20 protein-coding genes are annotated in these 25,577 nt (G+C 71.4%); 5 read left to right on the top strand and 15 right to left on the bottom strand.

Going from position 1 to position 25,577, the window contains the following annotated elements:
• Positions 1-116 precede the first annotated feature (116 nt).
• The 7 genes from ACFXOA_RS22130 to ACFXOA_RS22100 form a co-directional block, all read right to left on the bottom strand.
• Complete coding sequence (locus ACFXOA_RS22130) at positions 117-449, bottom strand: TcmI family type II polyketide cyclase (protein ID WP_385031099.1); 333 nt, start codon at positions 447-449, stop codon at positions 117-119.
• Between the two features lie 19 nt (positions 450-468).
• Positions 469-948, bottom strand: coding sequence for an SRPBCC family protein (locus ACFXOA_RS22125; protein WP_385031096.1), 480 nt, complete (start codon positions 946-948; stop codon positions 469-471).
• 1 nt (position 949) lies between these two features.
• A complete protein-coding gene (locus ACFXOA_RS22120) occupies positions 950-1,207 on the bottom strand; it encodes an acyl carrier protein (RefSeq protein WP_385031093.1) in 258 nt (85 codons plus the stop codon).
• 16 nt (positions 1,208-1,223) lie between these two features.
• Positions 1,224-2,483, bottom strand: coding sequence for a beta-ketoacyl synthase N-terminal-like domain-containing protein (locus ACFXOA_RS22115; RefSeq protein WP_385031090.1), 1,260 nt, complete (start codon positions 2,481-2,483; stop codon positions 1,224-1,226).
• Positions 2,480-3,748, bottom strand: a complete 1,269-nt coding sequence (locus ACFXOA_RS22110; protein WP_385031087.1) for a beta-ketoacyl-[acyl-carrier-protein] synthase family protein — start codon at positions 3,746-3,748, stop codon at positions 2,480-2,482. The genes ACFXOA_RS22115 and ACFXOA_RS22110 overlap by 4 nt, the downstream gene beginning before the upstream one ends.
• Positions 3,745-4,188: a cupin domain-containing protein gene (locus tag ACFXOA_RS22105; RefSeq protein ID WP_385031084.1), complete on the bottom strand. Its 444-nt coding sequence runs from the start codon at positions 4,186-4,188 to the stop codon at positions 3,745-3,747. The genes ACFXOA_RS22110 and ACFXOA_RS22105 overlap by 4 nt, the downstream gene beginning before the upstream one ends.
• A gap of 68 nt (positions 4,189-4,256) precedes the next feature.
• On the bottom strand, positions 4,257-5,375 hold the full coding sequence (locus ACFXOA_RS22100) for a TcmI family type II polyketide cyclase (RefSeq protein ID WP_385031081.1): 1,119 nt from the start codon (positions 5,373-5,375) through the stop codon (positions 4,257-4,259).
• A 277-nt stretch (positions 5,376-5,652) separates the two neighbouring features.
• Here ACFXOA_RS22100 and ACFXOA_RS22095 point away from each other — a divergent pair, with 277 nt between their 5' ends.
• A complete protein-coding gene (locus ACFXOA_RS22095) occupies positions 5,653-7,287 on the top strand; it encodes an FAD-dependent oxidoreductase (protein WP_385031111.1) in 1,635 nt (544 codons plus the stop codon).
• 36 nt (positions 7,288-7,323) lie between these two features.
• Here ACFXOA_RS22095 and ACFXOA_RS22090 read toward each other — a convergent pair whose 3' ends face one another.
• A complete protein-coding gene (locus ACFXOA_RS22090; protein ID WP_385031078.1) occupies positions 7,324-8,844 on the bottom strand; it encodes an alpha/beta fold hydrolase in 1,521 nt (506 codons plus the stop codon).
• Between the two features lie 248 nt (positions 8,845-9,092).
• Here ACFXOA_RS22090 and paaK point away from each other — a divergent pair, with 248 nt between their 5' ends.
• Complete coding sequence (gene paaK, locus ACFXOA_RS22085) at positions 9,093-10,382, top strand: phenylacetate--CoA ligase PaaK (RefSeq protein ID WP_385031075.1); 1,290 nt, start codon at positions 9,093-9,095, stop codon at positions 10,380-10,382.
• 93 nt (positions 10,383-10,475) lie between these two features.
• Here paaK and ACFXOA_RS22080 read toward each other — a convergent pair whose 3' ends face one another.
• From ACFXOA_RS22080 to ACFXOA_RS22070, 3 genes are all read right to left on the bottom strand, one after another.
• Positions 10,476-11,405, bottom strand: coding sequence for a class F sortase (locus tag ACFXOA_RS22080; RefSeq protein WP_385031072.1), 930 nt, complete (start codon positions 11,403-11,405; stop codon positions 10,476-10,478).
• Between the two features lie 90 nt (positions 11,406-11,495).
• The gene (locus ACFXOA_RS22075) at positions 11,496-11,996 is read right to left on the bottom strand and encodes a sortase (RefSeq protein WP_385031070.1); all 501 of its coding nucleotides are present in this window, start codon (positions 11,994-11,996) and stop codon (positions 11,496-11,498) included.
• A 441-nt stretch (positions 11,997-12,437) separates the two neighbouring features.
• Positions 12,438-13,961 (bottom strand): acyl-CoA synthetase, encoded by a 1,524-nt coding sequence (locus ACFXOA_RS22070; protein ID WP_385031067.1) that lies wholly within the window; start codon positions 13,959-13,961, stop codon positions 12,438-12,440.
• Positions 13,962-14,236: 275 nt separating this feature from the next.
• Here ACFXOA_RS22070 and ACFXOA_RS22065 point away from each other — a divergent pair, with 275 nt between their 5' ends.
• Together ACFXOA_RS22065 and ACFXOA_RS22060 are read left to right on the top strand one after the other, a co-directional pair.
• Positions 14,237-16,093 (top strand): serine hydrolase, encoded by a 1,857-nt coding sequence (locus ACFXOA_RS22065; RefSeq protein ID WP_385031064.1) that lies wholly within the window; start codon positions 14,237-14,239, stop codon positions 16,091-16,093.
• Between the two features lie 670 nt (positions 16,094-16,763).
• A complete protein-coding gene (locus ACFXOA_RS22060; protein WP_385031061.1) occupies positions 16,764-18,152 on the top strand; it encodes an endo-1,4-beta-xylanase in 1,389 nt (462 codons plus the stop codon).
• 288 nt (positions 18,153-18,440) lie between these two features.
• Here ACFXOA_RS22060 and ACFXOA_RS22055 read toward each other — a convergent pair whose 3' ends face one another.
• On the bottom strand, positions 18,441-20,015 hold the full coding sequence (locus ACFXOA_RS22055; RefSeq protein WP_385031058.1) for a phytoene desaturase family protein: 1,575 nt from the start codon (positions 20,013-20,015) through the stop codon (positions 18,441-18,443).
• Between the two features lie 218 nt (positions 20,016-20,233).
• On the opposite strand from ACFXOA_RS22055, the gene ACFXOA_RS22050 reads away from it, so the two are divergent.
• Entirely contained in the window at positions 20,234-20,866 is a 633-nt protein-coding gene (locus ACFXOA_RS22050; RefSeq protein ID WP_385031055.1) for a DinB family protein, read from the top strand.
• 9 nt (positions 20,867-20,875) lie between these two features.
• On the opposite strand, the gene ACFXOA_RS22045 is transcribed toward ACFXOA_RS22050, so the two are convergent.
• The 3 genes from ACFXOA_RS22045 to ACFXOA_RS22035 all read right to left on the bottom strand — a co-directional run bounded on the left by ACFXOA_RS22045 (position 20,876) and on the right by ACFXOA_RS22035 (position 25,290).
• Positions 20,876-23,122, bottom strand: a complete 2,247-nt coding sequence (locus ACFXOA_RS22045) for a tetratricopeptide repeat protein (RefSeq protein WP_385031052.1) — start codon at positions 23,120-23,122, stop codon at positions 20,876-20,878.
• 31 nt (positions 23,123-23,153) lie between these two features.
• Positions 23,154-24,044: an oxygenase MpaB family protein gene (locus ACFXOA_RS22040; protein ID WP_385031049.1), complete on the bottom strand. Its 891-nt coding sequence runs from the start codon at positions 24,042-24,044 to the stop codon at positions 23,154-23,156.
• A gap of 88 nt (positions 24,045-24,132) precedes the next feature.
• On the bottom strand, positions 24,133-25,290 hold the full coding sequence (locus ACFXOA_RS22035; RefSeq protein WP_385031046.1) for a methyltransferase: 1,158 nt from the start codon (positions 25,288-25,290) through the stop codon (positions 24,133-24,135).
• Positions 25,291-25,577 lie beyond the last annotated feature (287 nt).

Here is a 25,577-nt window from a genome sequence, read left to right as displayed (position 1 = left end):
GTGGGGTTTTTTTTTTTTTTTTTAGGATTGGGGGGGGGGGGGGGGGGCGGCCGGCCCCCCACCGGGGGCCCCGCGGGGCCGGCGGGGGGGGCGCGCCGGGGCCCCCCCGTCCGCGTTCAGGCCGGGCGCTCCCGCTCCCAGCGGTAGAACTGCTGCGCCATCGCGTCCTTCGGACCACGCCACGTCTGCGGGTCGTACGGACTGACGTAGGCGGTGAGCCGGTCGCTGACCGCCTTGAACTCCGGGTGCTCGGTCACCTTGGCGATCTCCGGCCCCGGAGGCCTTTCGGACTCGATCAGGTGCAGGTACACGTCGCCGAACTGGTACAGCGTCCGCCGGTGGACACCGACGAGGTGGGGCAGCTCGGTGTTGTCCGACTCCGCGAACAGCTTCGCGATGTCCGGCGCGGATCCGGGCGCCATCCGGGCGACGATCAGTGCGTGATGCATCTGGCTGCCTTTCGGGGCATCAGTTGGCGGGGACGGAGGCGGATCGGCGTTCCCGGTCGCGCTGCTCGATCTTGTTCCGGATGAGCTCCATCTGGAGACGCGAGTTGCGGTTGATGTTGTCGGTCATCCACGCGTCGTCGACCGGGGCGTCGGGGCGCATCGCGAAGTCCTGGCGCCAGTGCATCCGCGTGCCGCCGGGGACCTCCGCGTACTCCCACCGGATGTCCATGTGCTGGAACGGGCCGGGCTCGACGCGGCGCGCCTGTACGTTGAGTCCCTGACGGTCCGTGGTGCGCTCCGAGACCCAGCTCCAGACCTTGCCGTTGTCGTCCGGGTGCATGGTGAGGCGGAAGGTCGTCTTCTGGCCCTCGCGCGCCAGGACCTCGACGGCCGCGTACTCGCTGAAGAGCTGCGGCCAGTTCTCCAGGTCGTTGGTCATGTCCCAGACGAGGTCCAGGGGGGCCGCGATGGTGATCTCGTTCTCGGTGTGTCCGGACACGTCAGACTCCTGTCACTGGGGTGTTGTTCACGAGGTCGAGGAACTCGCCGGGCGTCCTGCACCGGTCGGCGTCCGCGGGCAGCGGCCGGCCGTAGCGGTTCTCCAGGGCGGCGACGATCCCGAGCAGGCCGAGCGAGTCCAGGCCGTACTCGTCGAAGGCCGAGCCGGGACGGGCGGCCATCTCCGACGGGTCGACGGTCAGGCCGGCGCCGTTCTTCATGAGCACGGCCAGCTCTTCGTACGTCAGTCGGTCGTTCATGAGGGGCTGCTCCTTCTCACACAGTGGTTTCGGTGGGACGCCGCAGGACCAGAGCCGCGTTGGACCCCATGAGTCCTCGGCTCAGCACCAGCGCCGTCCGCATCTCGGCGGGCCGCGCGCGACCGGTGACCAGGTCCAGGTCGTGGTTCACCTCGAAGACGTTGGGCGTCGGAGGGACCAGCCCGTGCTCCATGGCGAGAACCGCGGCGGACGTGTCCAGGACCGGTGCTCCGCAGTAGGCGCGGCCGGTGCCCGTCTTGGGCGCGGTGACCGGGACTCGCCGTCCGTGCGCGCCCAGCGCGTCCGCGATGGCGAGGGCCTCGGCCCGGTCCGCCGCGGGTACGCCCATCGCGTCGGCGAAGACCACGTCGATCTCCTCGGGCGCGCAGTCCGCCTCGCGGAGCGCCCCTTCGATGGCGCGGGCGAGTCCGGCGCGGGACTCGTCCCAGCGTGCCGCGCCGGTGAAGGTGGCGGCGTGGCCGGCCAGTTCGGCCCTGACCCTGGCGCCGCGGGCGCGGGCCGCCGTCTCCTCCTCGACCACGAGCATGGCTCCGCCCTCGGCCGGGACGAACCCGCAGGCGTCCGCGGTGAACGGCCGGTAGGCGCGCGTGGGTTCCTCGCAGAGGCTGAGGTCGTCGTAGCCGAGCTGGCACACGACGGAGTACGGCGCGAGCGGTGCCTCGGCGGCGCCGACGACGACGGCGTCGGTGCCCCGCCTGATGGACCTCGCGGCGTGCATGAGGGCGTCCAGGCCCCCCGCCTCGTCGCTGGCCACCACGGCGCAGGGGCCCTTGAAACCGCCACGGATGGAGATCTGGCCGGTGCTCGCCGCGTAGAACCAGGCGATGGACTGGTAGGGACCGACGAATCGGGAGCCCTCCCCCCACAGCCGTTGCAGCTCGCGCTGGCCGAACTCGCCGCCGCCCGAGCCCGCGGCGGTGACGACGCCCACCTTGAACGGTTCGCTCTCGTAGTCCGCGCGCCCGAGGCGTGCGTCGTCGAGGGCGAGGTCCGCGGCCGCCATCGCGTAGTGGGTGAACCGGTCGGTCTGGACGAGGAACCTCTCCTCGATGAACGCGACCGGGTCGAAGTCCCTCACCTCCCCCGCCACTCGCAGCGGGAGGTTCTCGCAGCCCTCGCGGGACACCCGGTCGAGGACGCTGACGCCCTCCTGGGTCTGCTTCCAGAAGGCGCCGGCGCCGGTGCCGTTGGGGGCGACGACGCCGATCCCCGTGATGACGGAGTTGCGCCGCTCCGGACGTGCCGGGTGGTTCATGGGTTCCTCCCGCCTGATCGGGTCATGGCGACGGCGGACTGGAACCCGCCGAAGCCGCTGCCGACCGAGAGCACACTGCGCAGCTTGAGCGGCCGGGCGGTGCGGGGTACGTAGTCGAGGTCGCACTCGGGGTCGGGGACCTCGTAGTTGGCCGTCGGCGGTACCGTCTGGTTCTTGAGGGCCAGGACGCAGGCGGCGATCTCGATCGCTCCGATGGCGCCGAGAGAGTGGCCGACCATCGACTTGATCGAGCTCATCGGCACCTTGTACGCGTGCGAGCCGAGGGCCTTCTTGACCGCCGCCGTCTCATGGCGGTCGTTCTGTTTGGTGCCCGAGCCGTGCGCGTTGACGTAGTCCACCTGCGAGCCGTCGAGCCGGGCCTGTGCGAGGGCGCTGTTGATGGCCTCGGCCATCTCCAGTCCTTCGGTGGTGAGCCCGGTCATGTGGTAGGCGTTGCCGAAGGTGGCGTAGCCCGATATCTCGCAGTAGACGGTGGCGCCGCGGGCGCGGGCGTGTTCGAGCTCCTCCAGCACGAGGACCGCGCCGCCCTCCCCCATCACGAACCCGTCGCGGCGGGCGTCGAACGGCCGGGACGCGTGCTCCGGGTCGTCGTTGTTCGCCGAGGTCGCCTTGATCGCGTCGAAGCAGGCGACGGTGATGGGGGTGATGGGCGTGTCGGACGCTCCTGCGACGCAGATGTCGGCCCTGCCGTCCTCGACGGCGTGGAAGGCGTACCCGATCGCGTCGAGTCCTGAGGTGCAGCCCGTCGAGACGGTCTGCACCGGACCGTGGGCACCGACCTCCTCCGCGACGGCGGAGGCGAGCGTGCTGGGCGCGAAGGCCCTCTCGAGGTGGGCGCCGGCCGGCCGGTGGTCGACGTCCCAGCGTGAGCCGCTGCCGCTGACGGCGACGTAGTCGTGCTCCAGCCGGGTGGTGCCGCCGACCGCCGTCCCGAGGGAGACCCCGATGCGCCAGGGGTCCTCCCGCTCGAGATCGAGACCGGCGTCGCCCAGCGCCTCCCGGGCCGCCACGAGGGCGAACTGGATGTAGCGGTCGGAACGGGCGATGAGGTCCGCGTCCAGGCCGTGGGCGACGGGGTCGAAATCGCACTCGGCTGCGATGCGCGAGCGGAACTCCGCCGGGTCGAACAGCGTGATCCCCCTGGTCGCGGTGCGGCCGTTGGAGAGCAGGTCCCAGAAGGCCGGGGCTCCGATCCCTCCGGGTGCGACCACGCCCACTCCGGTGACGGCGACGCGCCGGGTCATGAGGCGGCTCCCGTTCGTTCTGGCGGCGCGTAGCCGTCGCTGGGGTCCGCGGTCTCCGTGACCTCGGTGTCCACGTGCCCGAGCTCCGGGCGCGGGGCGAGAGGGCCGAGGTGGAAGACCATGCGTGCCTCCACGTCACCGACGTTGCGGAAGCGGTGGCGGACGTGCGGCGGGATGAGCAGGCCCTGGTCGGGCCGCATGGCGAACGTCTCGCCGTCCAGGTCCACTTCGAGGAGTCCGTCCACGACGTACACGAATTCCTCGGAGTACGGGTGGTAGTGCTCGCCGATGCGGTCCCCGGGGTCGACGAGGGCCAGCCCCATGAAGCCGCTGGTGGCGCCCACCGTCGTGGGTGTGAGCATGGCGCGCAGGTCTCCGCCGCGCCTGCGGTTGGGCTGAGTCTCGCTGAGGTCCACGATGCGAGGCCGGTGGGTGGTCATGGCTGGTCTCCTCCAGGCACTTGTGCGGTGTGACGGCAGTGCGGGGCGTCCCCGGTGCCGCTGACGCGTCAGGACTCGGTGGCCCGACGGTCGGTGATCAGGTCCATCTCCGCCTGCGCGAGGATGCGCGCGGCCTCCTGGTCGGTCGTCGGCATGCCGTTCGCACCGCCGTCGAGCAGCCGGCCGAGCATGGCCGCCTTGCGGTGGCCGCCGATGCCGAGCGCCTGCGTGGGCTGCGCGTCGAGCGGGCCGCTGACCTCGAGGAGGCGGACCACGATGTCGTCGCGCTGGAAGATGGTGCTGCTCTCGATCGGGCTCGCGAGGTCGTCGGCGGCCTCCTCGTCCTGGCCGGCGAGCAGCTTGGCCAGCGCCATGCCGCAGCCTTCCTTCGCCTGGTAGAACAGCGCGTGCCGGTCCACGTCGGCGGAGCCGTGACGGCCGGCCTTGACGTGGTGGACCGTCGGGAGCGCCGCACGGGTGAAGAACATCCGCGCGGAGTCCGGGTCGCTGAGGTCCCTGTCCTGCTCCAGGTAGGGGTTGATGGCCTCCTCGACCGCCCGGACCTCGGGCTGGCGGGAGACGTGGCGCAGGGCGGCCATGAGATCGCCCTCGACCTCGACCGCCCGCACGACCCGGTTGCCGTGCATGAAGAGCGAGGTGCGGCGCAGCCGGGTGTTCTCGTCGACACGGGCCTGCGGGGAGTCGTAGTCGGCGAGGATCTTGGCGACCATCTCCTCGGTGCCCGGCTTGACCGTGAAGGTGAGGGCGTGGCGCACCACGCCGTCCCCGAGCCGCGGCGCGGACTGGAGATTGCCCTTGAGCGGCTCGGCGTTGTTCTCGAACGCCGCCCCGGTCTCCCGCAGGACGCTGAAGCGGAGGGAACGGGTGTCGCGTACGCAGCTGTGGAGGGGCTGCACCGTGGCGACGTGCTCCTCGCTGTTCACCCAGGCGAGGAACGGCGGGGCGCTCTCCCACTCACTGGTGATGAGCCACTGCGAGGGGTTCTCGATGGACTGGCACAGCTGGTCGCTGATGTGTCCCGGGATCGAGGCCACCTGGTTGCGCATGTGCTCGTACGCCTCGAGGAACTGGTTCTGGGCGCCGTCGTGCAGGTCCAGCAGCAGTATGACCCGGAGCCTCGAACCGTCGAAGGCGGACTGAGATATACGTTCCGAGAGGGTTGTCATCTTTCGCTCTCCTTCGAGACGGTACGGCGGCCACGTCCCGTGGCCCCTCGTGATCCGTCGGTGTCGGTCGGAAGCGGCACAGGTCCCTCCCCGTCGGCACGTGACATCCCGCCCCCGTGCCGCGGAGCATCGCTCCCGCGACTGATCGTGGAACGCCGCTCCGGGCGGCGCGAGATTTATGAACCGTTCAGGTGAGGCATGGGCGGATGTCCGGCCGAAGGCCCCCGTGGAGGGCATGAACAGTGCATCCCGTCATGCGTCCCAGCTGGAGCAGCAGATGAACGAGAACGTCGACCTACGCGTACCGGTCCTCATCGTGGGCGGCTCCCTGGTGGGCCTGTCCACGTCCCTCTTCCTGAGCCGGCTCGGTGTCCGCCACCTGCTGGTCGAGAAGCACAGCAGCACCTCGACCCATCCGCGCGGGCGCGGCAACAACGTCCGCACGATGGAGGTGTTCCGCGCAGCGGGCGCGGAACGGCTGATCCGGGACGCCGCGTCGGTGCTCGCGGACAACCACGGGATCCTCCAGGCCGGGTCGCTCACCGGCGACGACCAGGAGTGGCTGTTCAAGGAGATCGACCCGGGCGGCGGGCTGGCGCGGTTCAGCCCGAGCGGCTGGTGCCTGTGCAGTCAGAACGACCTGGAGCCGGTCCTGGTCACCCACGCCCGCGCGCAGGGCAGCGAGCTGCGCTTCTCCACCGAGCTGCTCTCCTTCGAGCAGGACGCGGAGGGGGTGACCGCGGTGGTGAAGGACCGGGAGACCGGGAAGCACACGACGGTGCGGGCGGACTACCTGGTGGCGGCCGACGGGCCCCGCAGCCCCGTCCGGGAGCAGCTGGGCATCGGCCAGACGGGACCCGGCGACCTCTTCCACAACGTGAGCATCACGTTCCGTTCACGCGGACTCGCTTCGGTGGTCGGTGAGCGGAGGTTCATCGTCTGCTATCTGACCGCCCCGGATGCGGACGGCGCGCTGCTGCCCGTGGACAACGAGGAGCGCTGGGTCTTCCACGCGCCCTGGCAGCCCGACCGGGGCGAGACCCTGGAGGACTTCACCGACGAGCGGTGTGCGGATCACATCCGCAGGGCGGTCGGAGCACCTGACCTGGACGTCGAGATCACGGGCAGGGCTCCGTGGCACGCTGCCGAGAGGGTCGCCGAGCGCTACGGCGTCGGGCGGGTCTTCCTGGCCGGGGACTCGGCGCACGAGATGTCTCCCACGGGGGCGTTCGGCTCGAACACGGGCATCCAGGACGCTCACAACCTGGCCTGGAAGCTCGCCGCCGTCATCGACGAGGTGGCCGGCCCGGGCCTGCTCGGGACGTACGAGGCCGAACGGCTTCCCGTGGCCAAGGCCACGAGCGCGCGCGCGTCGGCCCGTTCGAGCGAGCACAGTCACCCCGGGTACGCGCCCGCGGGCGGGCCGGGTGGTGGCCGTCAGGGTGGCATGCTCACGGTCGCCCTCGGCTACCGCTACGTGCGGGGGGCCGTCCTCGGCGTCGATCCGGGCCTGCCCGTGGTCCCTGAGGGCATGGGGCTGACGGGCGAACCAGGCACGCGGGCGCCGCACATGTGGCTCGGCAGGGACGGGGAGCGTGTGTCGACCCTGGACCTGTACGAGAAGTCGTTCGTGCTGCTGTGCGACTCCGGCCGGCAGGAGTGGCGTTCGGCGGCGCAGCAGGTCGCCAAGCGCCTGGGCATTCCGCTCCAGGCTTTCGGGGTCGGAACCGGCCGTGGTGCCGACCTCGAGCCGGAGAACGGTGCCGACTGGGCGGCCGCGCACGGTACTTCGGCCGAGGGCGCCGCGCTCGTGCGCCCCGACGGATTCGTGGCCTGGCGTTCGGAGGGTGCCGCGGCAGACCCCGAGGCGACGCTGTACGAGGTCATGCTGACGCTGCTGCACCGCGGCTGACGGGCCCCGGGCCGGCGGGCTCCGCCTCGGGGCCCGTCAGCCGACACCGAACGACACGAGGGCGTCGAGGAATGCCCGCGGGTTGTCCCGGTGCACGAGGTGGCCCGCTTCGACCGAGACGAATCGCCCGCCCGGTATCCGGTCCGCCATCGAGGCGAGCTGCCGCTGGTCGACGTGGCTGCGGGATCCGCCGACGACGAGTGTCGGGGCCGTGATGTCACCCAGGCACTCCAGGACGGCCGGGTCCGGATCGTGTAGCTGGGCGTCGACGGACGGGACGACCGGCCAGTCGAAGCCGAGTTCGCCCTCGGGCCGGTCGGCCCGGGGGCGTGGCGGGTCGAGCGGGACGAAGGTCGGGGAGTCCTCGATCACCAGGGCTCCGATGAGCGCCGGCTGGAGCTCGGCGAGGAGGAGGGCGGCCGCGCCTCCCATGGAGTGCCCGATCACGGTGGCACCGGCCAGATTGCGGGCCTCCAGGAATGCGTGCAGGTCGTCACGGAAGAATTCGAGGCTGTAGCGGCCTGGCCAGTCGCTGAGGCCGTGGCCCCGGAAGTCGAGCGCGTAGACCCGGTGGCGTCGGGAGAGCCGTTCGGCGATGTCCGTCCAGTCCCGGCTGCTGCCGCAGCGTCCGTGGGCGAGGACGACGGGGGGCGCGGAGGGGTCGCCCCATGTGCGGTGCGCGAGCCTGATTCCTCCGGCCTGCACGCTGGTCACGTCGGGGTCGAGGAAGGCCGTGACCGTGCGGACGAAGGCGCCGGGATCGTCCATCCAGGGGAAGTGGCCCGCCTCGCGCTGGACGGCGAACTCGCCCCGGGGGAAGAGGCCGACGAGCTCCGCGGCCCGGTCGGGGGTGGGGCCGCCGTCGTACTCCCCCGCGAGGACGAGCACGGGGACGGACAGTTCGCGGAGGGCGGCGACCGTGGCCTCGGTGTCGATCCCGCTCTCCGGGTAGTAGAACGACGCCGCCTCGGCGTTGCGCTGCACGGGGGACAGCGCGGCGTGCTCCCGGGCCGCCGCGTCCCAGCGGCCGTAGGTGAACGGCCGTACCGCTTCCCATGTCTCGGGGGTGGCCCGTCCCGCCAGGATCTCGTCCAGCGCGGCCGTCGCGTCCGGGTACCAGGGCTCATCGCGACGCAGTGCGGCGGCCTCGCGGCGGTCCTGGCCGGTCGCGGGGAGACCCAGGGTGCCGGTTCCCGGTGTGACCAGGGTCAGGGTGCGCAGTCGCCGGGGGTGTTTCGCCGCGTAGAGCGCCGCGAGTTCCGCGGCGGCGGAGTGGGCCAGGACGTCCGCCTGTTCGAGGCCGAGATGCACGCGAAGTGCCTCGACGTCGTCGACGAGCCGGTCGACGCGGTACGTGGAGGGATCGTGCGGTACGGCGGAGTCTCCGGTTCCCCGCAGGTCGAGCAGGACGAGCTGCCGCACCTGGGAGAACCCGCCGAGGTCCCCGAAGTACCGGGACGCCCGCATCGGTCCGCCGGGCAGGCAGATCAACGGTTCGCCCTCCCCCATGAGGTGGTAGGCGAGTTCGGTTCCATCGTATGAACTGAAGATCGGCATGTAGGCCATCCAAGCAGGGCGGGTCCTGCCTCGCGGCCCCGTCCGCCCTCGGCGAATCAGGACGGAGCCGCCTCTCGGGCCACCCGCCGCCGGTGTCGTTCCCGGGCCGCACCCGGCCGGCGCGGAGCCGCCGACCGGGGTTTTCCACAGCTCGTTCCCGCCCCTTGCCAAGACCACCGGCCTCCTGAATTACTGCTCACAGGAGGCGACCGAATGGTCGGTCGCCCGACGGCGAGGGGATGATCCATATGACCGCGCTGCTGGATGCCGGGGAGCGGCTCGACCGCGACGAGCTCGAAGCCCTTCAGCTGGAGCGCCTCAGGGCCACGCTCAGGCACGCCTACGCGAACGTGGGCTTCTACCGCGCGGCCTTCGACAAGGCGGGGGTGCGTCCGGAGGACTGCCGTACGCTCGCCGATCTCTCCCGCTTCCCGTTCACCGTGAAGGCCGACCTGCGTGACAACTACCCGTTCGGGATGTTCGCCGTTCCCGAGGACCGGGTGCGGCGCCTCCACGCGTCCAGCGGCACGACCGGCCGGCCCACCGTGGTCGGGTACACCGAGCAGGACCTGGACACCTGGGCCGACGTGGTCGCCCGCTCCATCCGGGCGGCGGGCGGGCGTCCCGGCCACAAGGTTCATGTCGCCTACGGGTACGGGCTCTTCACGGGCGGCCTCGGCGCCCACTACGGGGCGGAGCGGCTGGGCTGTACGGTCGTTCCGGCGTCCGGAGGCATGACCGCCCGCCAGGTGCGGCTCATCCTGGACTTCCGGCCCGAGATCATCATGATCACTCCGTCCTACATGCTGACCCTGCTGGACGAGTTCGAACGCCAGGGAGTGGATCCCCGCTCGACGTCGCTGAAGGTCGGGATATTCGGGGCCGAGCCCTGGACCGAGGAGATGCGCCGTGAGATCGAGGAGCGGTTCGCGATCGACGCCGTCGACATCTACGGGCTGTCGGAGGTCATGGGACCCGGAGTGGCTCAGGAGTGCGCCGAGACCAAGGACGGGCTGCACATCTGGGAGGACCACTTCTACCCGGAGGTCGTCGACCCCTTCACCGGCGAGGTGCTGCCCGAAGGGGAGCAGGGCGAGCTGGTCTTCACCTCGCTCACCAAGGAGGCCATGCCGGTGATCCGGTACCGGACCCGGGATCTGACCCGTCTGCTGCCGGGCACGGCCCGCACGTTCAGGCGCATGGAGAAGGTGACGGGCAGGAGCGACGACATGGTCATCCTCCGGGGCGTCAACCTCTTCCCCACCCAGATCGAGGAGATCGTGCTGCGGACACCCGGTGTCGCACCGCACTTCCAGCTGCGCCTGACCCGGCAGGGCCGCCTGGACGCGCTGACCGTACGGGCGGAGGCGCGGGCCGGCGCGACGCCGGCGGAGCGGACGTCGGCGGCCCTCTCGATCGCGGCGGCCGTGAAGGAAGGCGTGGGGGTGAGCGTCGAGGCCGAGATCGTCGAACCCGGCGCGCTGGAGCGTTCGGTCGGGAAGATCAAGCGGATCGTCGATCTCAGGGAGGCGCACTGAGGCACCCTCCGGGAGTACGCGAGGCCCGCCCTGATCCGACGCCGGCCGGCAGCACGCGCCTCTCTCGCGCTCATGACCCGGCGCAGGCGCCCGTCAGCGCGTACCGGTCAGAGCCGCGAAGACCACGACGTTGTCCTCGTAGCCGGCCTTCTTCGTGAAGGCACCACCGCAGGTGATGACGCGCAGCTCGGCACGGTCCGCCCGGCCGTACACCTTCTCGTCGGGAAAGTTCTTCTTGTCGTAGACCTCGACGGCGTAGACGGTGAACACCGCGGTTCGCTGGTCCGCCCGGACGACCTCGATGGTGGCGCCCTTGCGTACCGCGTCCAGTTGGCGGAAGACGCCGGGGCCGAGACGAGTGTCGACGTGACCGGCCACGACGGCGGTTCCGACGGCTCCCGGCACGGTGCCGCCCGCGTACCAGCCGGCGAGCACGGGGTTGTTGTCGGGCGGAGGCTCCAGGGCGCCGGTGGCGTCCAGGTCCAGCTCCATCATCGGCGCATCGACCTTGGCCGACGGGATCCGCAGCCTGAGCGGTGTCGACACGGGAAGCGGCCGAGCGCCGTGGGGCGACGGCCGCGTGCTGTGGTGAGGCGACGGGGCGGGTGTGGCGGCGCCACTCCCAGCGGGCCGGCTCCCCGGCCGTTCGGGGTGCTCCGGGCTCGGCGGGGCGAGGACCAGCGGTGCCGTGCGGACAGGGCCTACGGGGCGGAGGACGGGAGGTGCGGTGGAGCGGCGTACGAGCGCGGGAGGCTCCGCGGGGACACGGTCCGGCGCGAAGTAGTCGACGACCGGGCGAAGCGACGCGGAGGTGGCCGACGGATCGTGACCGGGCAGGGGCGCTTCCGGGAGGACCCGTGGCGCGGCTGCGGCGCCGGCCGCCGGGGGCCGCTCAGGAGTCTCGTCGCGCAGTCCTGCGGCCACGAGAGCGGTCCCCGCCACCAGTGCCCAGACGAGATGCTTCACCGCCGGGAACGACGAGGGTGGCGTGGTGCTGGTGCTGGTGCTGCGCCCGGTCTCCATGACTTCTCCCTCTGCTCACATCGGATCCTGAGGTGCTGCGGAGGGCCGGCCGGTGGGGCGGCCGGCCCCCCGTCGGGTCCGGGACCGGGGTCAGGAACGTGTGGCCGCGGTTCGGCGGCGCAGCCTGACCACTCCCCCGGCCGCGGCGGCTGCGAGCAGCACACTGCCGGCGGCGAGCTGGGTTCCCTGGTCGGTGGGGGCCCCGAATCCTGCGTCGACCCCGCCTGAGGGGGCGCGTTCCACGATCTCGTAGGTATCCGTCATCTTGATCCTCGGCGGGCACTTCACCGTCACCGTGTCGGTGCCCGGCTCCGTGCCGCGCGGGACCTCGAAGACACCGACGAGGGTGCCCTTCCGTTCCCCTTCGAACAGGTGGAAGGCCCCTCCGGCCTCGGATGTGCCCTTGCCGTAGGTCTCCTTGCCGCAGGCTCTGGTGCTGACGGTGACCTCGGAGCCGGGTGAAGTCCTGGAGGGACTGATGTGAATGGTCTGTTCGCCCGAGGGCTCGGCCGCCGCTCCGGCGGTCGGGGCCGCCAGGGTGAGGCAGCCGACGGCCAGACAGACACCCGCGGCGATGCGTGTGTTGCGCATGTGGATCCTCCAACGGAAGCAGGGTCCGGCCGGTCTGCACGGCGCCTCTGCTGTGCTCCCGAGAGAACCGACAGACCGTCACCCTCGCAACACGGGATCCGCGGGTCCTCGTCACCCGGCCAGTCGCCGAGCTCGGCGGTGGGTCCACCGTTTACGCAGGTCATTCGCTGCGGCGGGAAGAACTGAGGAGCGATCACGCCGGGGGCGGCGAACGGGCTAACCCGGCACGCCATGACGAGTTGAGGCCCGTGCGGTGAGGCGGTGCTCCCCGAGGTTCCGCAGGCCCCGTCGAATCCGCGCCCGTCGCGATGCCACCCCGGTGCGTCCGCCGACACGCCTGGACGTGTCCCGGCGTCCCTGATCTCCCTGCTCACCCGCCGCGGATCCCGCTACTCGTCCATCCGGCTGAGCGACGGGACCGGCCGCGTGACTGACACGGTGTCACGGCCGTGACGTGAACCGGTCCCGCAGATCACGCTTGAGGATCTTTCCGCTGGCGTTGCGCGGCAGTTCGCCGACGAAGACGACCCTCTTCGGTGCCTTGAAGGAGGCGAGCCTCGCGCGAGCGTGATCGATCAGTTCGGCTTCCCGCGGCACCGGCCCCTTCCCGTCGCCCCGCAGGACCACGAAGGCGGTGACCGCCTCGATCCAGCGGTCGTCCGGCAGGCCGACCACCGCCACCTCGGCCACTGCCGGATGGGTGTAGAGAGTGTCCTCCACCTGCCGGGAGGCGACCAGCACACCTCCCGAGTTGATGACGTCCTTCACGCGGTCGACGACGGTGAGGTATCCCTCGGAGTCCCGGACGGCGAGGTCCCCGGAGTGGAACCACCCGTCACGGAACGCCTCCGCCGTCTCCTCGGGCTTGTCCCAGTACCCCTGGCACAGCTGAGGGGAGCGGTAGACCACCTCGCCCGGCGTGCCGTCGGCAACCTCCTCGCCCTGTTCGTCGACGACCCTTGCCTCGACGAACAGGACGGGCCGCCCGCAGGAGTCCATACGCCCCTCGTGCTCGTCGGGACCGAGGACGGTGGCGAGCGGGCCGATCTCGCTCTGCCCGAAGCAGTTGTAGAACGCCAGGCCGGGCAGACGCTCCCGCAGCCGCTCGAGGACGGGAACGGGCATGATCGACGCACCGTAGAAGGCCTTGCGCAGGCCACCGAGATCACGGGTACCGAAGTCGGGGTGGTTGGCGAGCCCGATCCAGACGGTCGGCGGAGCGAAGAGGCTGTCCGCCCGGCCCGCTTCGACAAGGTCGAAGATCCGCCCGGCGTCGGGACCGTCGAGGACGGTGTTCTCCGCACCCACCGCCAGGTAGGGCAGCAGGAACACGTGCATCTGGGCGGAGTGGTAGAGCGGAAGCGAGTGCACCGGGCGGTCCGTGGCGCGCAGGCCGAGTGCGGTGATGGCACTGACGTACTCGTGGACCAGCGCCCCGTGCGTCATCATCGCGCCCTTGGGCTGGGCTGTGGTGCCTGAGGTGTAGAGCAGCTGGACCAGGTCGTCGGCACCGGGTTCCCGCGCCGGGAGGAAGGGGCGTGGCTGGTCCAGTGCGCCAAGGAGGGAATCCGGGGCGTCGCGCAGCGCTCGTACCGTCCGCCCCTTCGGGACGCGCGGGGCCAGGCCTGGATCTGCCAGCACGAGCGTGCTTCCGGACTGTTCGAGGATGTAGGCGAGATCGTCGCCCGTGAGGTTCTGATTGACCGGCACATGGACCAGCCCCGCACGTGCGCATGCCAGGAAGGCGATGAGGTAGGCATCCGAGTTGTGGGCGTACGACGCCACCCGGTCGCCGGGCCGCAGTCCGTGTGCGGTGGTCAGCACGGAGGCGGCGGTGCTGACCGCTTCGTCCAGTTCGGCATAGGTCCAGGACCGCTCGCCGTACCGCAGGGCGGTGCTCCCCGGGCTGCGCCTCGCACTGCGGGTCACGATGCCGTCGACCGTGCTGCTGCGTACACCTGTCATTCGGTGATCCTGTGCGGCTGGGCGCCGGGGGTCAAGAGTCCGGGCGCCGGTGTCCCGGGAACAGGGCGCCCGCGCCCGGACCCGGCGTGACGGGGGGCCGCGGTGACGGCGCATCACGGTACCCGGCCGGGGCGGGGCGTTTTGTGGCCACGGGGGCCTCCCGCCGACGACGTGTGTGACGTAACCTCCGCTTCGGCAGGAAGTTTCACGAACGAACGAGATTTCGAAAGTTACTTTCACGCGGGTGCTTTCGGCATGAGGGGAAGGGGTTCCGGATGACCGGGGACGTGTCGGAGCGGGGAGTGAGCCGCCGCGGGCTGGGCGGCGGGATACTGGCGCTCGGCGGAGCGCTCGCACTGGCTCCGATTCCCTTCGCCGGGGCCGCGGGAGCGGCGGCCGGGGCGGAGCGGACAGGACAGTTGCCGGACACACCATCAGGGACCGGGACGGACATGGCATCAGGCCGGGGCGGCACCACTCTGCGTCGCGGGCCGGCCGCTCGTGCCGGACTGCTGGAGGAGCAGCTCGAGCAGCTCGTCACCGACGCGGAGACGTACCTCGGCGCATCGCCGGTCCACCCCTGGTACGCGGGCGCGGTGCTGCTCGCCGGCCGCGGCGGCACCGTGGCACTGCATCGGCCGATCGGCCGGGCGGTGCGCTATTCGGCGTACGACGAGAAGACGGACACCGGGGTGGAGTTTCCCCGGGACCAGCAGATCGCCATGGCCGAGGACACTGTCTTCGACCTCGCGTCGGTGTCCAAACTGTTCACATCCATCCTCGCGGTGCAGCAGATCGAGCGTGGATCGCTGGAACTGGAGGCGCGTGTCGCCTCCTACCTTCCCGAGTTCGCCGGCGGGGGCAAGCAGGACGTGACGGTACGCCAGCTGCTGACGCACACCTCCGGCTTCCGCTCCTGGATCCCGCTGTACAGCGAGCCGACCCGCGAGGGGAAGCTGCGGCTCATCTGGGACGAGGTCCTGGCCTCGCCTCCCGGGACGAAATACCTCTACTCCGACCTCAATCTCATCTCGCTGCAGCTGATCATCGAGAAGATCACCGGTCGCGGCCAGGATGAGCTGCTCCGCGAGGAGATCACCGCTCCACTCGGGATGCACCGCACGCGCTACAACCCCCCGGCCTCCTGGAAGCCGAAGATCGCGGCCACGGAGGACGCGCGGCTGCCCTGGTCCGGACTCGAACGAGGCCTGGTCTGGGGTGAGGTCCACGACGAGAACGCCTTCAGCCTGGGGGGTGTCGCCGGCCACGCCGGGGTCTTCTCGTGTGCGTGGGACCTCGCGGTACTGGCTCGCACCCTGCTCAACGGAGGCGTCTACGGGAGCTCCCGGATCCTGTCCGATGAGTCCGTCGAGCTCCTGTTCACGGACTTCAACACGGCGTTCCCCGGAGACGAACACGGCCTGGGCTTCGAGCTCTACCAGCACTGGTACATGGGCGCGATGGCCACCCCGCGCACCGCGGGCCACACAGGCTTCACCGGCACGAGCCTCGTCCTGGACCCGACGACGGACTCGTTCCTGATCGTCCTGGGCAACTCCGTCCATCCGGTGCGCAACTGGCGATCGGGCAGCGCACCGAGGGTCGCGACCGCCAACCGCATGGCGCGGGCGGTCCCGGTCCGGCCCGCCCGCGGCAGGACGGCGTGGTTCTCCGGCATGGCGAGTTCCGCCTCGGCGACACTCGCCCTCCCGGCGCTGCGCCCCCGGTCCTCACGCGCGCTGCTGAGCTGCGACATCTGGTGGGACACCGAGCCCGCGTCGGACTTCCTGGTGCTGGAGTCCTCCTCCGATTCCGGGGCGACGTGGCAGCCGCTGCCGTTCACGACCACGCCGGCGGAGGGACGGTCCCCCAGTCCGAGTTCCCATCCGGAGGGCGTCGTCTCGGGCTGGTCGGGGCGTGTCTGGCACCGGCTGGAGGCGGATCTGGGAGGCTTGCGGGGCAAGGAGGTACGGCTGCGCTGGCGTTACACCACCGACCAGCTGTACGTGGGCCGAGGCGTCTACGTCGACGGTGTCCGGGTCGAGGACGGTGGACGCACACTCTTCGACGAACGAAGGTCCGCCGACGCACGCGGCATCGAGGCCACGGGGTGGACGGCGTCCGCGGACTGACGGCCGGCCGGAGGCCGGACGTACGGTGACCGAGCCGCAGCCCCCTGGCCGGTGACCGGAACCGCCCGGTCGGCCGAGGACCGGGCGGCACTTCGCACCGGTGCCGGGCAGCACGCCGGTACAGCCGGCCCCGCCCCATGCACGCCCCTTAAGGCGCAGCCCGAGCGGCGCGCCATCCGCACGCCGCGGGTGGCGCGCCGCTTCCGCGTCACGCTCCCGCCTCCGCGGAGCGGGCAGGAGTCTGCAGCGGGACACCCTGATCGCATCACGGCCTCCACGGTTCGAATGTTTCGAGATGTCCTATCGAGTATTTCGGTACACACGACCGGCACGCGGAGATCGCCGGCGCCCAGATCCAGCATCACACCAGGACACCGCACGTCTACGCTGGTAGAGCGCACAACCACCCTCAAATGAGCGGGAGTTGGCTCGGAAATATTTCGGAAACCTGGCGTTGACGCGACTTCTCGCTGCGCGCATACTCTCCCTCGCTCCCCTTGTTCCGCAGTCGGCGCTTCCGTCCGCGGACTCACCCCAGGAACCTCCGCCGCCGGCATCGCGGAGCGGGAGCACACGGAACACCCGCACAGCACCTCGAACGGTCCGAATCCCCCTGCCCGGGCATCAACTCACCTTGCCCGGCACCGGAAGAAGAGGCTGGAAAATCGTGATGGACCAGATTCCCCCACGCGGTGCCCCCACCCGTCCCCCGGCTCTTGCCCGACGGGCCTTGTCGTTCGTCGCGGCGGGTGCCCTCGCGGTCACCGGTGTCGTCGCGTTCGCCGGTGGCGCCGAAGCCGCCGGTGCACTGGGCGACGCAGCCGCGGCCAAGGGCCGCTACTTCGGAACGGCGGTCGCTGCGAACCACCTCGGTGAAGCGCAGTACGCCTCCACCCTGGACGCGCAGTTCGACTCGGTCACCCCCGAGAACGAGATGAAGTGGGACGCGGTCGAGAGTTCGCGCAACTCGTTCAGCTTCTCCGCTGCCGACCAGATAGTCAGCCATGCGCAGAGCAAGGGCATGAAGGTCAGGGGCCACACGCTCGTGTGGCACTCACAGCTTCCCGGATGGGTCGGCGGGCTCGGCGCCACCGATCTCCGCTCGGCGATGAACAACCACATCACCCAGGTCATGACCCACTACAAGGGGAAGATCCACTCCTGGGACGTGGTGAACGAGGCGTTCCAGGACGGCGGAAGTGGTGCCCGGCGCAGCTCGCCCTTCCAGGACAAGCTCGGTGACGGCTTCATCGAGGAGGCGTTCCGGACCGCCCGTACGGTCGATGCCGACGCCAAGCTCTGCTACAACGACTACAACACCGACGGCCAGAACGCCAAGAGCAATGCCGTCTACGCGATGGTGAAGGACTTCAAGGCGCGCGGCGTCCCGATCGACTGCGTGGGGTTCCAGTCCCACTTCAACAGCAACTCGCCGGTGCCGTCGGACTTCCAGGCCAATCTGCAGCGCTTCGCCGACCTCGGGGTCGACGTGCAGATCACAGAACTGGACATCGAGGGTTCCGGGTCCGCCCAGGCGGCCAACTACACCAAGGTCGTCAATGCCTGTCTGGCCGTCACACGATGCAAGGGCATGACCGTCTGGGGCGTCACGGACAAGTACTCGTGGCGCAGCAGTGGGACACCGCTGCTCTTCGACGGTGACTACAACAAGAAGCCGGCCTACGACGCCGTGCTCGCGGCTCTCGGCGGCTCGACCGGCGGCGGTGACGACGGCGGCGAGGACGGCGGTGGGAACACCGGTGCCTGCACGGCCACCTACACCCGGACCGCGGCATGGGACGGGGGCTACAACGGGCAGGTGACCGTCAAGGCGGGCAGCTCGGGGATCACCTCATGGTCCGTCCCGATGACCGTTCCGGCCCCCCAGAAGATCTCCGCCCTGTGGAACGGAACGCCCACCACGTCCGGCAGCCTGGTGACGGTCAAGCCTGCCTGGAACGGGACGTTGGCAGCCGGCGCCTCGACGACCTTCGGTTTCACCGTCACGACGAACGGCAGCACCGCGGCCCCCGTACTGGGCGCCTGCTCCGCCTCGTGACGGTCCCGCGCGGTCGGGGGACGGCACACACCGCCTCCTGAGCGGCCGCGCCAGGACTCCGCCGCGATCGGGTCGCCTGCGCACCAGCGCCCCCACCCGGCACCCCGGTCCGGCGGGCCGGGTGGGGGTGGCGAGGCCCGCACCCGCCGCCTCCACCCGAAATCGCTCCGCCCCGCCCCCGCCGTCGCCCGGCCGGGCGGGGCGGAGCTTCGTACCTTCACCGGCCGGACCCGAAGTGCCGTTGGGGGGAGAGCCGTTCCTCTCGCGGTCGGGGCCGGTCCGCAGTTCTCACCGGCCGAGCGCCGCCATGGCCGCGTTGTGGCCCGGTACCCCGCTGACTCCGCCTCCCCGGACGGCTCCCGCGCCGCACAGCAGCACGTGGGGATGCGCGGTCTCCACACCCCAGCGGCCCGTGTCGCCGGTCGAGTAGGGGAACGCCAGGTCGCGGTGGAAGATGTGGCCGCCGGGGAGTCCTAGATCACGCTCCAGGTCGAGTGGTGTCCTCGCCTCGATGCACGGCCTGCCGTCGGCGTCCAGAGCCAGGCAGTCGGTGACCGGCTCCGCCAGATGGGCGTCGAGTTCGGCGAGGGTGGCCCGCAGGAGAGCGTCGCGGGCGGTCTCGTTGTCGGCGGTGAAGAGCCGGGCGGGGGCGTGCAGTCCGAAGAGCGTGAGGGTCTGGTAGCCGCGGGCGGCGAGGCCGGGGCCCAGGATCGACGGGTCAGTCAGGGAGTGGCAGTAGATCTCGGAGGGCGGCGCGGCCGGCAGCCGCCCGGCCGCCGCCTCCCGGTAGGCGGTGGCCAGCTGTTCGTACCCCTCGGCGATGTGGAAGGTGCCGGCGAAGGCATGGCGCGGGTCGACCGAGCGGTCGCGCAGCTCCGGCAGCCGCGTGAGCAGCATGTTCACCTTCAGCTGGGCACCTTCCGCGGGGGCGGGGGGTTCCTCGCCGAGAAGTGCGGCCAGTTCCTGCGGGGACGCGTTGACGAGGACCTTTCCCGCGCCGATGACGTACTCCGCGTCCGGGGAGCGGACGCCGACCTCGGCCTGGCCCTCGTCGGTCTCGATGCGCGTCACCTCGTGCGACGTCCTGATCTCGGCGCCTGCGTCCCGTGCCGCCGCGGCCAGTGCGTCGGTGAGCGCTCCCATGCCGCCGACGGGGACGTCCCAGTCACCGGTGGAGTTGCCGATCACGTGATAGAGGAAGCAGCGGTTCTGGACGAGGGACGGGTCGTGGGCGTCGGCGAAGGTGCCGATCAGCGCGTCGGTGAGCACGACACCGCGCACCAGGTCGTCCGCGAAGGCCCGTTCGACCGCGAGGCCGATCGGCTCCTCGAACAGCGTCCGCCAGGCGTCCTCGTCGTCCACGCGTGAGCGCAGGGATTCGCGGTCCGGGAGCGGTTCGGTGAGGGTCGGGAACACGCGTCCGGCGACCCGTCCCGTCATCCCGTAGAAGCGTCTCCAGGCGTCGTACTCCCGGTCGTCCCCGGTGAGCGCGGCGAACGACTCCCGGGTGGCGTCCCCGCCCACGAGCAGTCCGGTGTGCCTGCCGCCCCGCACTGCCGGGGTGTACGAAGAGATCGTGCGCCTGCGTACGGCGAAGTCGAGGCCGAGCTCGTCGACGATCTTCCGGGGAAGGAGCGAGACGAGGTAGGAGTAGCGGGAGAGCCTGGCGTCGACCCCGGCGAAGGGGCGGGCCGACACGGCGGCTCCCCCGGTGGTGCCGAGGCGTTCCAGGACCAGGACGCTCCACCCGGCACGGGCCAGATAGGCGGCGGCCACGAGGCCGTTGTGACCGCCGCCGACGATCACCGCGTCGTAGCGGGTGAGCGCCGGGCCGCCGGGGAAGGACGTCTCGTCTGCGGGCATGCTCCTTGGTAGCACGGGACGCTTCCCCCGGACAGAGGAGCGCCCCGGTGCCGGGTGGAGCCCGCTCCCCGGAAACCACGGGTGCCGGGTGGAGCCCGCTCCCCGGAAACCACGGGTGCCGGGTGGAGCCCGCTCCCCGGAAACCACGGGCGCCGCGCCCGGTTCGTGTGCGACAGTGCCGGTCCCGTCCGTGCTTCCCACCCGCCGCAGGAGCCGCTGTGAAGACACCCGCCCGCCTCGTTCCGCTGCTGGAGCAGTTCGACTGGGGCTGCGAACGGCTCACGAGGAGAATGGCGGGTCCCTTCGTCGACAGCGGGAACGGCACCGACGTGGGGACTCCGGCACTGACCGACGAGGAGTACCTGTGGGAGCCCGTCCCGGGGTGCTGGTCGGTGCGGCCCCGCCTCTCCGGCCCGGGTCCGGGGGCCGCCGCGCTGACGGGATCGGGTGACTGGGGGCGCGACACCGCTCCCTTCCCGCACCCTTCCCCGCCGCCCTTCACCACCCTCGCGTGGCGTCTGAGCCACCTCGGCGAACTGCTGGCGCTCCGGGCGGATCACACGGCGGGGAGCCACAGCATGACGAGGGAGGACTACCGCGTGGCGGGGAGCGCGGCCCAGGCGCTCACCGCCTTCGCCGCCGCGGCGGCCGCGTGGCGTGCGGCACTTCTCGGCGCCGACGACGCGGCACTGGACACGGTCGGGTACAGCACGTACCCGTACGGCAGCGATCCCGAGGACGCCTTCCTCGACGTGGTGTGGTGGGTCAACCAGGAAGTCCTGCACCACGGCGCGGAGATCGCCCTGCTGCGGGATCTCTACCGTGTGCGGGTGGCCGGGTCCGAGGGCTGAGGCCGAGGGTCAGCGGGCCGGCGTCCGGGTGGTCGGCTCCCGCAGATCCGCGACCCTTCGGTAGAGGCCGGCGGCTTCGTCGCCACGGCCGAGCCGTTCGAGGCACTGCGCCTCGTCGTTGCGGCCGGCGAGTGTGTCGGGGTGGCCGGGCCCCAGGACCCGTTCACGGACGTCGGCGACCGTGCGGTAGTCGGTGAGCGCCTCGGCCCAGCGTCCCAGCCAGCCGAGTGCGACAGCCACTTCACGTCGGCTGAGGAGGGTGTCCGGGTGTCCGGGGCCCAGGGTCCGCTCGCGTATCGCGCAGACCTCTCGCGCCTCGGCCAGCGCCTCCTCCCAGCGTGCGAGACGGCCGAGGCTGACGCAGAGTCCGTGCCTGGCGCGGAGCGTCTCGGGGTCGGTGGGACCGCAGGCGCGGGTGCGGTCGTCGACCAGCGACCGGTAGAGCTCGAGGGCCTCCGCACCGCGGCCGAGGCGCCCCAGGCTGACGCCGGTCCCGTAACGCGCGGAGAGCGTGTCCGGGTGATCGTCCCCGAGCTCGGCCGCACGCGCGTGCGCCACTTCGCGGTACGTCCGGAGGGCCTCGGCCCATCGGTCCATCCGTCCGAGCGAGCAGGCCACTTCGTACCGGGTGGCCAGTGTGTCGGGGTGTGTCGCGCCGAGCACGCGGCCGCGTACTACGGCGACGTCCAGGGCCATGCTGTACGAGTCCTCGACACGGCCCAGCATGCCCAGGCTGAGGGCCAGGTCGTGGCGGCAGCGCAGGGTGTCGGGATGCTCCGGGCCCATGGAGCGCTCCCTCGACGCGAGCAGCGCCGCGTGGAGCTGGTGCGCCTCGAAGTGACGGCCGAGCCGGCCCAGCGCGTACGCACTCTGCTGACGGGCCGTGAGGGTCTCGGGGTGGTCGGGGCCCAGCGTACGCTCGCGGCCTTCGCGGACGCGGGTGAACTCACGCAGCGCCTCCGCGGTGTGTCCGGCGCGGCTGAGCGTACGGGCGGCCTCGTACCTGCTGGCGAGGGTGTCGGGGTGGTCGGGGCCGAGCGCGTGTTCGCGCTCCTCGGCGACGGCCCGGTGCACCTCGCAGGCCTCCTCCCAGTGGCCCAGCCGGCCGAGATTCACCCCGGCGCTGTGTCTGCTCGCGAGGGTCGCGAGCAGCGCGGGTGCCGGCACCGGGCGGCTCGGAACCCCGGGAGGGAGGCCGGTGACGTGAGCGCCCCGGGCGGTGGTCCACGCCCCCGTCAGCGCGGTCGCCCCGTCGAGGGCGTCCGCCCCGCCGGACTTCGGGCGGCCGGGCTTGTGACCGGTGGTCATGTCGCGGGTCCAGTCGGGCAGTCGGGGCTCCCCGGAGCCGACGGCGGGCCCCCGGACGGCACCGGCCGGGCGTCCCGCCCCGGGCACACGCTGCTCCCCGGTCCGTCCGGACACGATTCTCTGCCGCAGGTCACCGGCGTCCGCGGGCCGGTCCTCGGGGGTCTTGGCCAGCAGGTCCAGAACCATGTCGTCGAAGAAGACGGGGAGTTCGGCCCGGCGGGACCGGGGCGGTTCGGGAGCGGTGTCGCGGTGCCCGATGAGGACGGACCACGAGTCCTCCATGTCGAACGGCGGTACGCCGGTGGCGATCTCGTACAGCACGCAGCCGAGGGAGTAGAGGTCGCTGCGGTGGTCGACCTCTCCCCCGCTGATCTGCTCGGGCGACATGTAGTGCGGGGTGCCCATGGCTATGCCGGTGCCGGTCAGCCGTGAGGTGAACCCGATGTCGCGGCCCAGCCTGGCGATGCCGAAGTCACAGATCTTCACGGCCCCGTCGTGGAGCCGCATGATGTTCGCGGGCTTGAGGTCCCGGTGCACGATGCCCTGCTGGTGGGTGTAGCCGAGCGCGTCGGCCACCTGCTCCGCGATGTCCACGACGTCGTCCACCGGCAGCGGGGCCTGCGCGTTGTCCTCCAGGAGCTGGCTGAGGTTGCGTCCCTCCAGGAGCTCCATGACGAGATAGAGGATCCCTTCCGACTCCCCGAAGTCATGGACGACGGTCACCCCTCGGTGCTGGAGCGCGGCGGCCACACGCGCCTCCCGCCGGAAGCGCTCGCGCAGGACGCGTGTGAAGTCCTGGTCGTGCGACGGGCCCACGGGCTTCAGGCACTTGACGGCCACCTGCCGTCCCAGCGACTCGTCCCGCGCACGCCACACCTCACCCATTCCACCGCGCCCGATGACGTCGAGCAGCTGATAGCGGCCATGGATCAGCCTGGTGTCCCCCATCGTCCGCTGCCGCCCCCGTCCACTCCGCCCGCTACCGCTGCCGCGCTCTCCCAGGTCCGTCCAGTATGGCTGCCTGTCTGCGGAGTTTGTACGGGGTGGGGCGACTCCCCTTGCCGAGCCGGGCCATCGCCTTCTCGACGTGTCCGGGTGGCAGGCGCCGGCGGAGCCGGGCGGGTACGGCGCGCAGGACCCTCCCGGCCGCGTGCAGGCGTCGGTCCACCGTCGCCTGGGGCGGCGCCGGCCTGCCGTACAGCTCGTGGGCGTACGCGGGCAGGGAGTCGTAGGCGAGTGCGGCCACCCTCCGCCAGAGCAGCGCACGTACCGGGGTCAGCAGGGCGGGGACCGGGGGGTCACGCAGGAATGCGTCGACGTCGCGGGCCTCCGGTCCGGCCGCCAGCTCAGGCCGGATCCGCGTGAAGTAGGCGTCGAGGGCGGCAGCGTCGCCCGGGACTTCCTCCGGGGCGAGGCCAACGAGCCGGGCGGACTCGCGCTGCTCGTCGACGTAGCGGTCGGCCTGGGTGCCGGTGAGCGGGAAACCGGAGCGGATCTGGACCCTCAGATAGGAGTCGATCTCGGCGCAGTGCACCCAGAGCAGCAGATCCGGCTCGTCGATGCCGTAGACCTCCCCGGTCCCCGGATCGGTGGCCCGGAGCAGCCGGTGGATCCTGCGGACCTTCGCCCCGTACGCCTCTGCGGCCTCGGTGGTGCCGTAGGTCAGGGTGCCGACGAAGTCCGCGGTGCGCATCAGCCGTCCCCAGGCGTCCTCGCGGAAATCGGAGTTCTGCATGACACCACGGACCGCCCGCGGGTGGAGTGCCTGAAGGTACAGGGCACGGATGCCGGCCACCCACATCATGGGATCCGCGTGCATCTGCCAGGTGACCGAGCCGGGGCCGAAGAGACCCGGGTCTGGATTCCTCATGGCCTCGTGCCTTCCCTTTCGCCGGGGAGCCGAACCTCGCCGCGGGTGTACGCGGTCGCCCCTTGCCGGGTGCGCCTCACCCGTCCCGTCAGCGTCTGACGGCCCGAAGGACGACGAACTTCGGATCGCCGGCGACGGTGACGCAGTTCCCGAAGATCCTTCGGAGCTGGGTGTGGTAGCCGAGGTGCCGGTTGCCGACGACCCACAGTTCGCCGCCCTGGCGCAGCGCCGCCCGTGCGCCGTGGAACATGTTCCTCGCGGTGGAGTCGGTGACGGCCTGGTGCGAGTGGAACGGCGGGTTGCTCAGGACCAGATCGACGGAGGCCGGGGGAACGTCCGCCATCGCGTCGCCGACCAGGAACGCGGCCTCGGCGCCCGGCGGGGTGTTGTCACGGAAGGTCGCCTCCGCGGAGGCGACGGCCTGGTACGACTCGTCGATGAAGGTGACTCCGGCCTCGGGGTTGGCGAGCGCGGCAGCCGTACCGACGACCCCGTTCCCGCAGCCCAGGTCGACGACCCGGTCGGGACCGGTCCGGTCCGGGAGGTGCTTCAGGAAGAAGCGGGTGCCGATGTCGAGGCGTTCCGCGCAGAAGATCCCCGCGTGGTTGGTGACGGTGCGACCGGACACCGCGCCGATGCCGTCCGGCAGACGGTAGCGGTGGGGCCAGGGGCTGGGCGTCCTCGGCAGAGCCGGGTCCGGGGTGCAGAAGATCAGCCTGGCCTTCTTCACGGCGAGGGAGGTGCGGGTGGGCCCGATGATCCGCTCGAACAGGTCGAGGGTGGAGGTGTGGATCTCCTTCACCATGCCGGTGCCGATGACGACGGTCCCCGCGTGCACGGCGGGCGCGATCCGGTGGAGCTGGTCCTCCAGGAGGGACAGGCTCTTGGGCACCCGCACGAGAAGGAGATCCACGCGCCCGGGCGGGACGTCGCGCACCGACCGCATGTCCACCGAGCCGGGGGCGGCGCCGTTGCGCGCCAGATTGGCGAGGGTCGCCCGCCGGGCGAGATACGAGTCGGTGATCTGTACGGGGCTGTGGGCGGCCAGCACGGTGGAGAGTGCGCCCCAGCGGTCGCCGACGACGGCCACGGTACCGGCCGTGCGGACCGGCTCGCCCTCCTCCGCCCCTTCGAGGTGGCGCAGGAGGTACTCGTCGGCGGCGTCCCAGGCTCGGAGCTGGTCGCGCGGGTCGTCCGGAAAGCGGGCGAGGTCGAATTCGCCCTGTGACGTCGTCAAACGGTTCATGTTGCGTTCAGGCTAGCCGAGCGGCGGGGCGCGGCTCGCACGCTCCCCGCCGCCGCGGCGGCCGCCTGCCTCCGGGGTCCCGGTGACGGACCGTGCCGGTTCGCGGGTTCCGGGCGCTCCTCCACCGCGCCGTCGCCGGCGCCGCCCCTTCGTCGACTCCCTCCTCGGCCTCGCGGGCGCACGCACCGGGACACGCTTTCCGGTCCCCGGTCCGATGGGAACCGGAGACCTGACCGAAGACCCAGGGTCTTTCGTCTGGATCAGGCCGGATCAGGGAGCGGCGCCTG

It is taken from the genome of Streptomyces sp. NPDC059166 (assembly GCF_042755185.1).
Taxonomy (GTDB): domain Bacteria; phylum Actinomycetota; class Actinomycetes; order Streptomycetales; family Streptomycetaceae; genus Streptomyces.
Note: the sequence above shows the minus strand (reverse complement) of the source record. Positions and strands in the feature narration are given on the sequence as shown.

Excerpts from the sequence above, each read along its gene's own strand:
- ACFXOA_RS22070 (WP_385031067.1), bottom strand. The coding sequence starts at position 13,961 with ATGACAGGTGTACGCAGCAGCACGGTCGACGGCATCGTGACCCGCAGT.
- ACFXOA_RS22060 (WP_385031061.1), top strand. The coding sequence starts at position 16,764 with ATGGACCAGATTCCCCCACGCGGTGCCCCCACCCGTCCCCCGGCTCTT.
- ACFXOA_RS22075 (WP_385031070.1), bottom strand. The coding sequence starts at position 11,996 with ATGCGCAACACACGCATCGCCGCGGGTGTCTGTCTGGCCGTCGGCTGC.
- ACFXOA_RS22035 (WP_385031046.1), bottom strand. The coding sequence starts at position 25,290 with ATGAACCGTTTGACGACGTCACAGGGCGAATTCGACCTCGCCCGCTTT.
- ACFXOA_RS22110 (WP_385031087.1), bottom strand. The coding sequence starts at position 3,748 with ATGACCCGGCGCGTCGCCGTCACCGGAGTGGGCGTGGTCGCACCCGGA.
- ACFXOA_RS22115 (WP_385031090.1), bottom strand. The coding sequence starts at position 2,483 with ATGAACCACCCGGCACGTCCGGAGCGGCGCAACTCCGTCATCACGGGG.
- ACFXOA_RS22095 (WP_385031111.1), top strand. The coding sequence starts at position 5,653 with ATGAACGAGAACGTCGACCTACGCGTACCGGTCCTCATCGTGGGCGGC.
- ACFXOA_RS22130 (WP_385031099.1), bottom strand. The coding sequence starts at position 449 with ATGCATCACGCACTGATCGTCGCCCGGATGGCGCCCGGATCCGCGCCG.
- ACFXOA_RS22120 (WP_385031093.1), bottom strand. The coding sequence starts at position 1,207 with ATGAACGACCGACTGACGTACGAAGAGCTGGCCGTGCTCATGAAGAAC.
- ACFXOA_RS22045 (WP_385031052.1), bottom strand. The coding sequence starts at position 23,122 with ATGGGGGACACCAGGCTGATCCATGGCCGCTATCAGCTGCTCGACGTC.
- ACFXOA_RS22080 (WP_385031072.1), bottom strand. The coding sequence starts at position 11,405 with ATGGAGACCGGGCGCAGCACCAGCACCAGCACCACGCCACCCTCGTCG.
- ACFXOA_RS22105 (WP_385031084.1), bottom strand. The coding sequence starts at position 4,188 with ATGACCACCCACCGGCCTCGCATCGTGGACCTCAGCGAGACTCAGCCC.
- ACFXOA_RS22100 (WP_385031081.1), bottom strand. The coding sequence starts at position 5,375 with ATGACAACCCTCTCGGAACGTATATCTCAGTCCGCCTTCGACGGTTCG.
- ACFXOA_RS22090 (WP_385031078.1), bottom strand. The coding sequence starts at position 8,844 with ATGCCGATCTTCAGTTCATACGATGGAACCGAACTCGCCTACCACCTC.
- ACFXOA_RS22055 (WP_385031058.1), bottom strand. The coding sequence starts at position 20,015 with ATGCCCGCAGACGAGACGTCCTTCCCCGGCGGCCCGGCGCTCACCCGC.
- ACFXOA_RS22040 (WP_385031049.1), bottom strand. The coding sequence starts at position 24,044 with ATGAGGAATCCAGACCCGGGTCTCTTCGGCCCCGGCTCGGTCACCTGG.
- ACFXOA_RS22065 (WP_385031064.1), top strand. The coding sequence starts at position 14,237 with ATGACCGGGGACGTGTCGGAGCGGGGAGTGAGCCGCCGCGGGCTGGGC.
- paaK (WP_385031075.1), top strand. The coding sequence starts at position 9,093 with ATGACCGCGCTGCTGGATGCCGGGGAGCGGCTCGACCGCGACGAGCTC.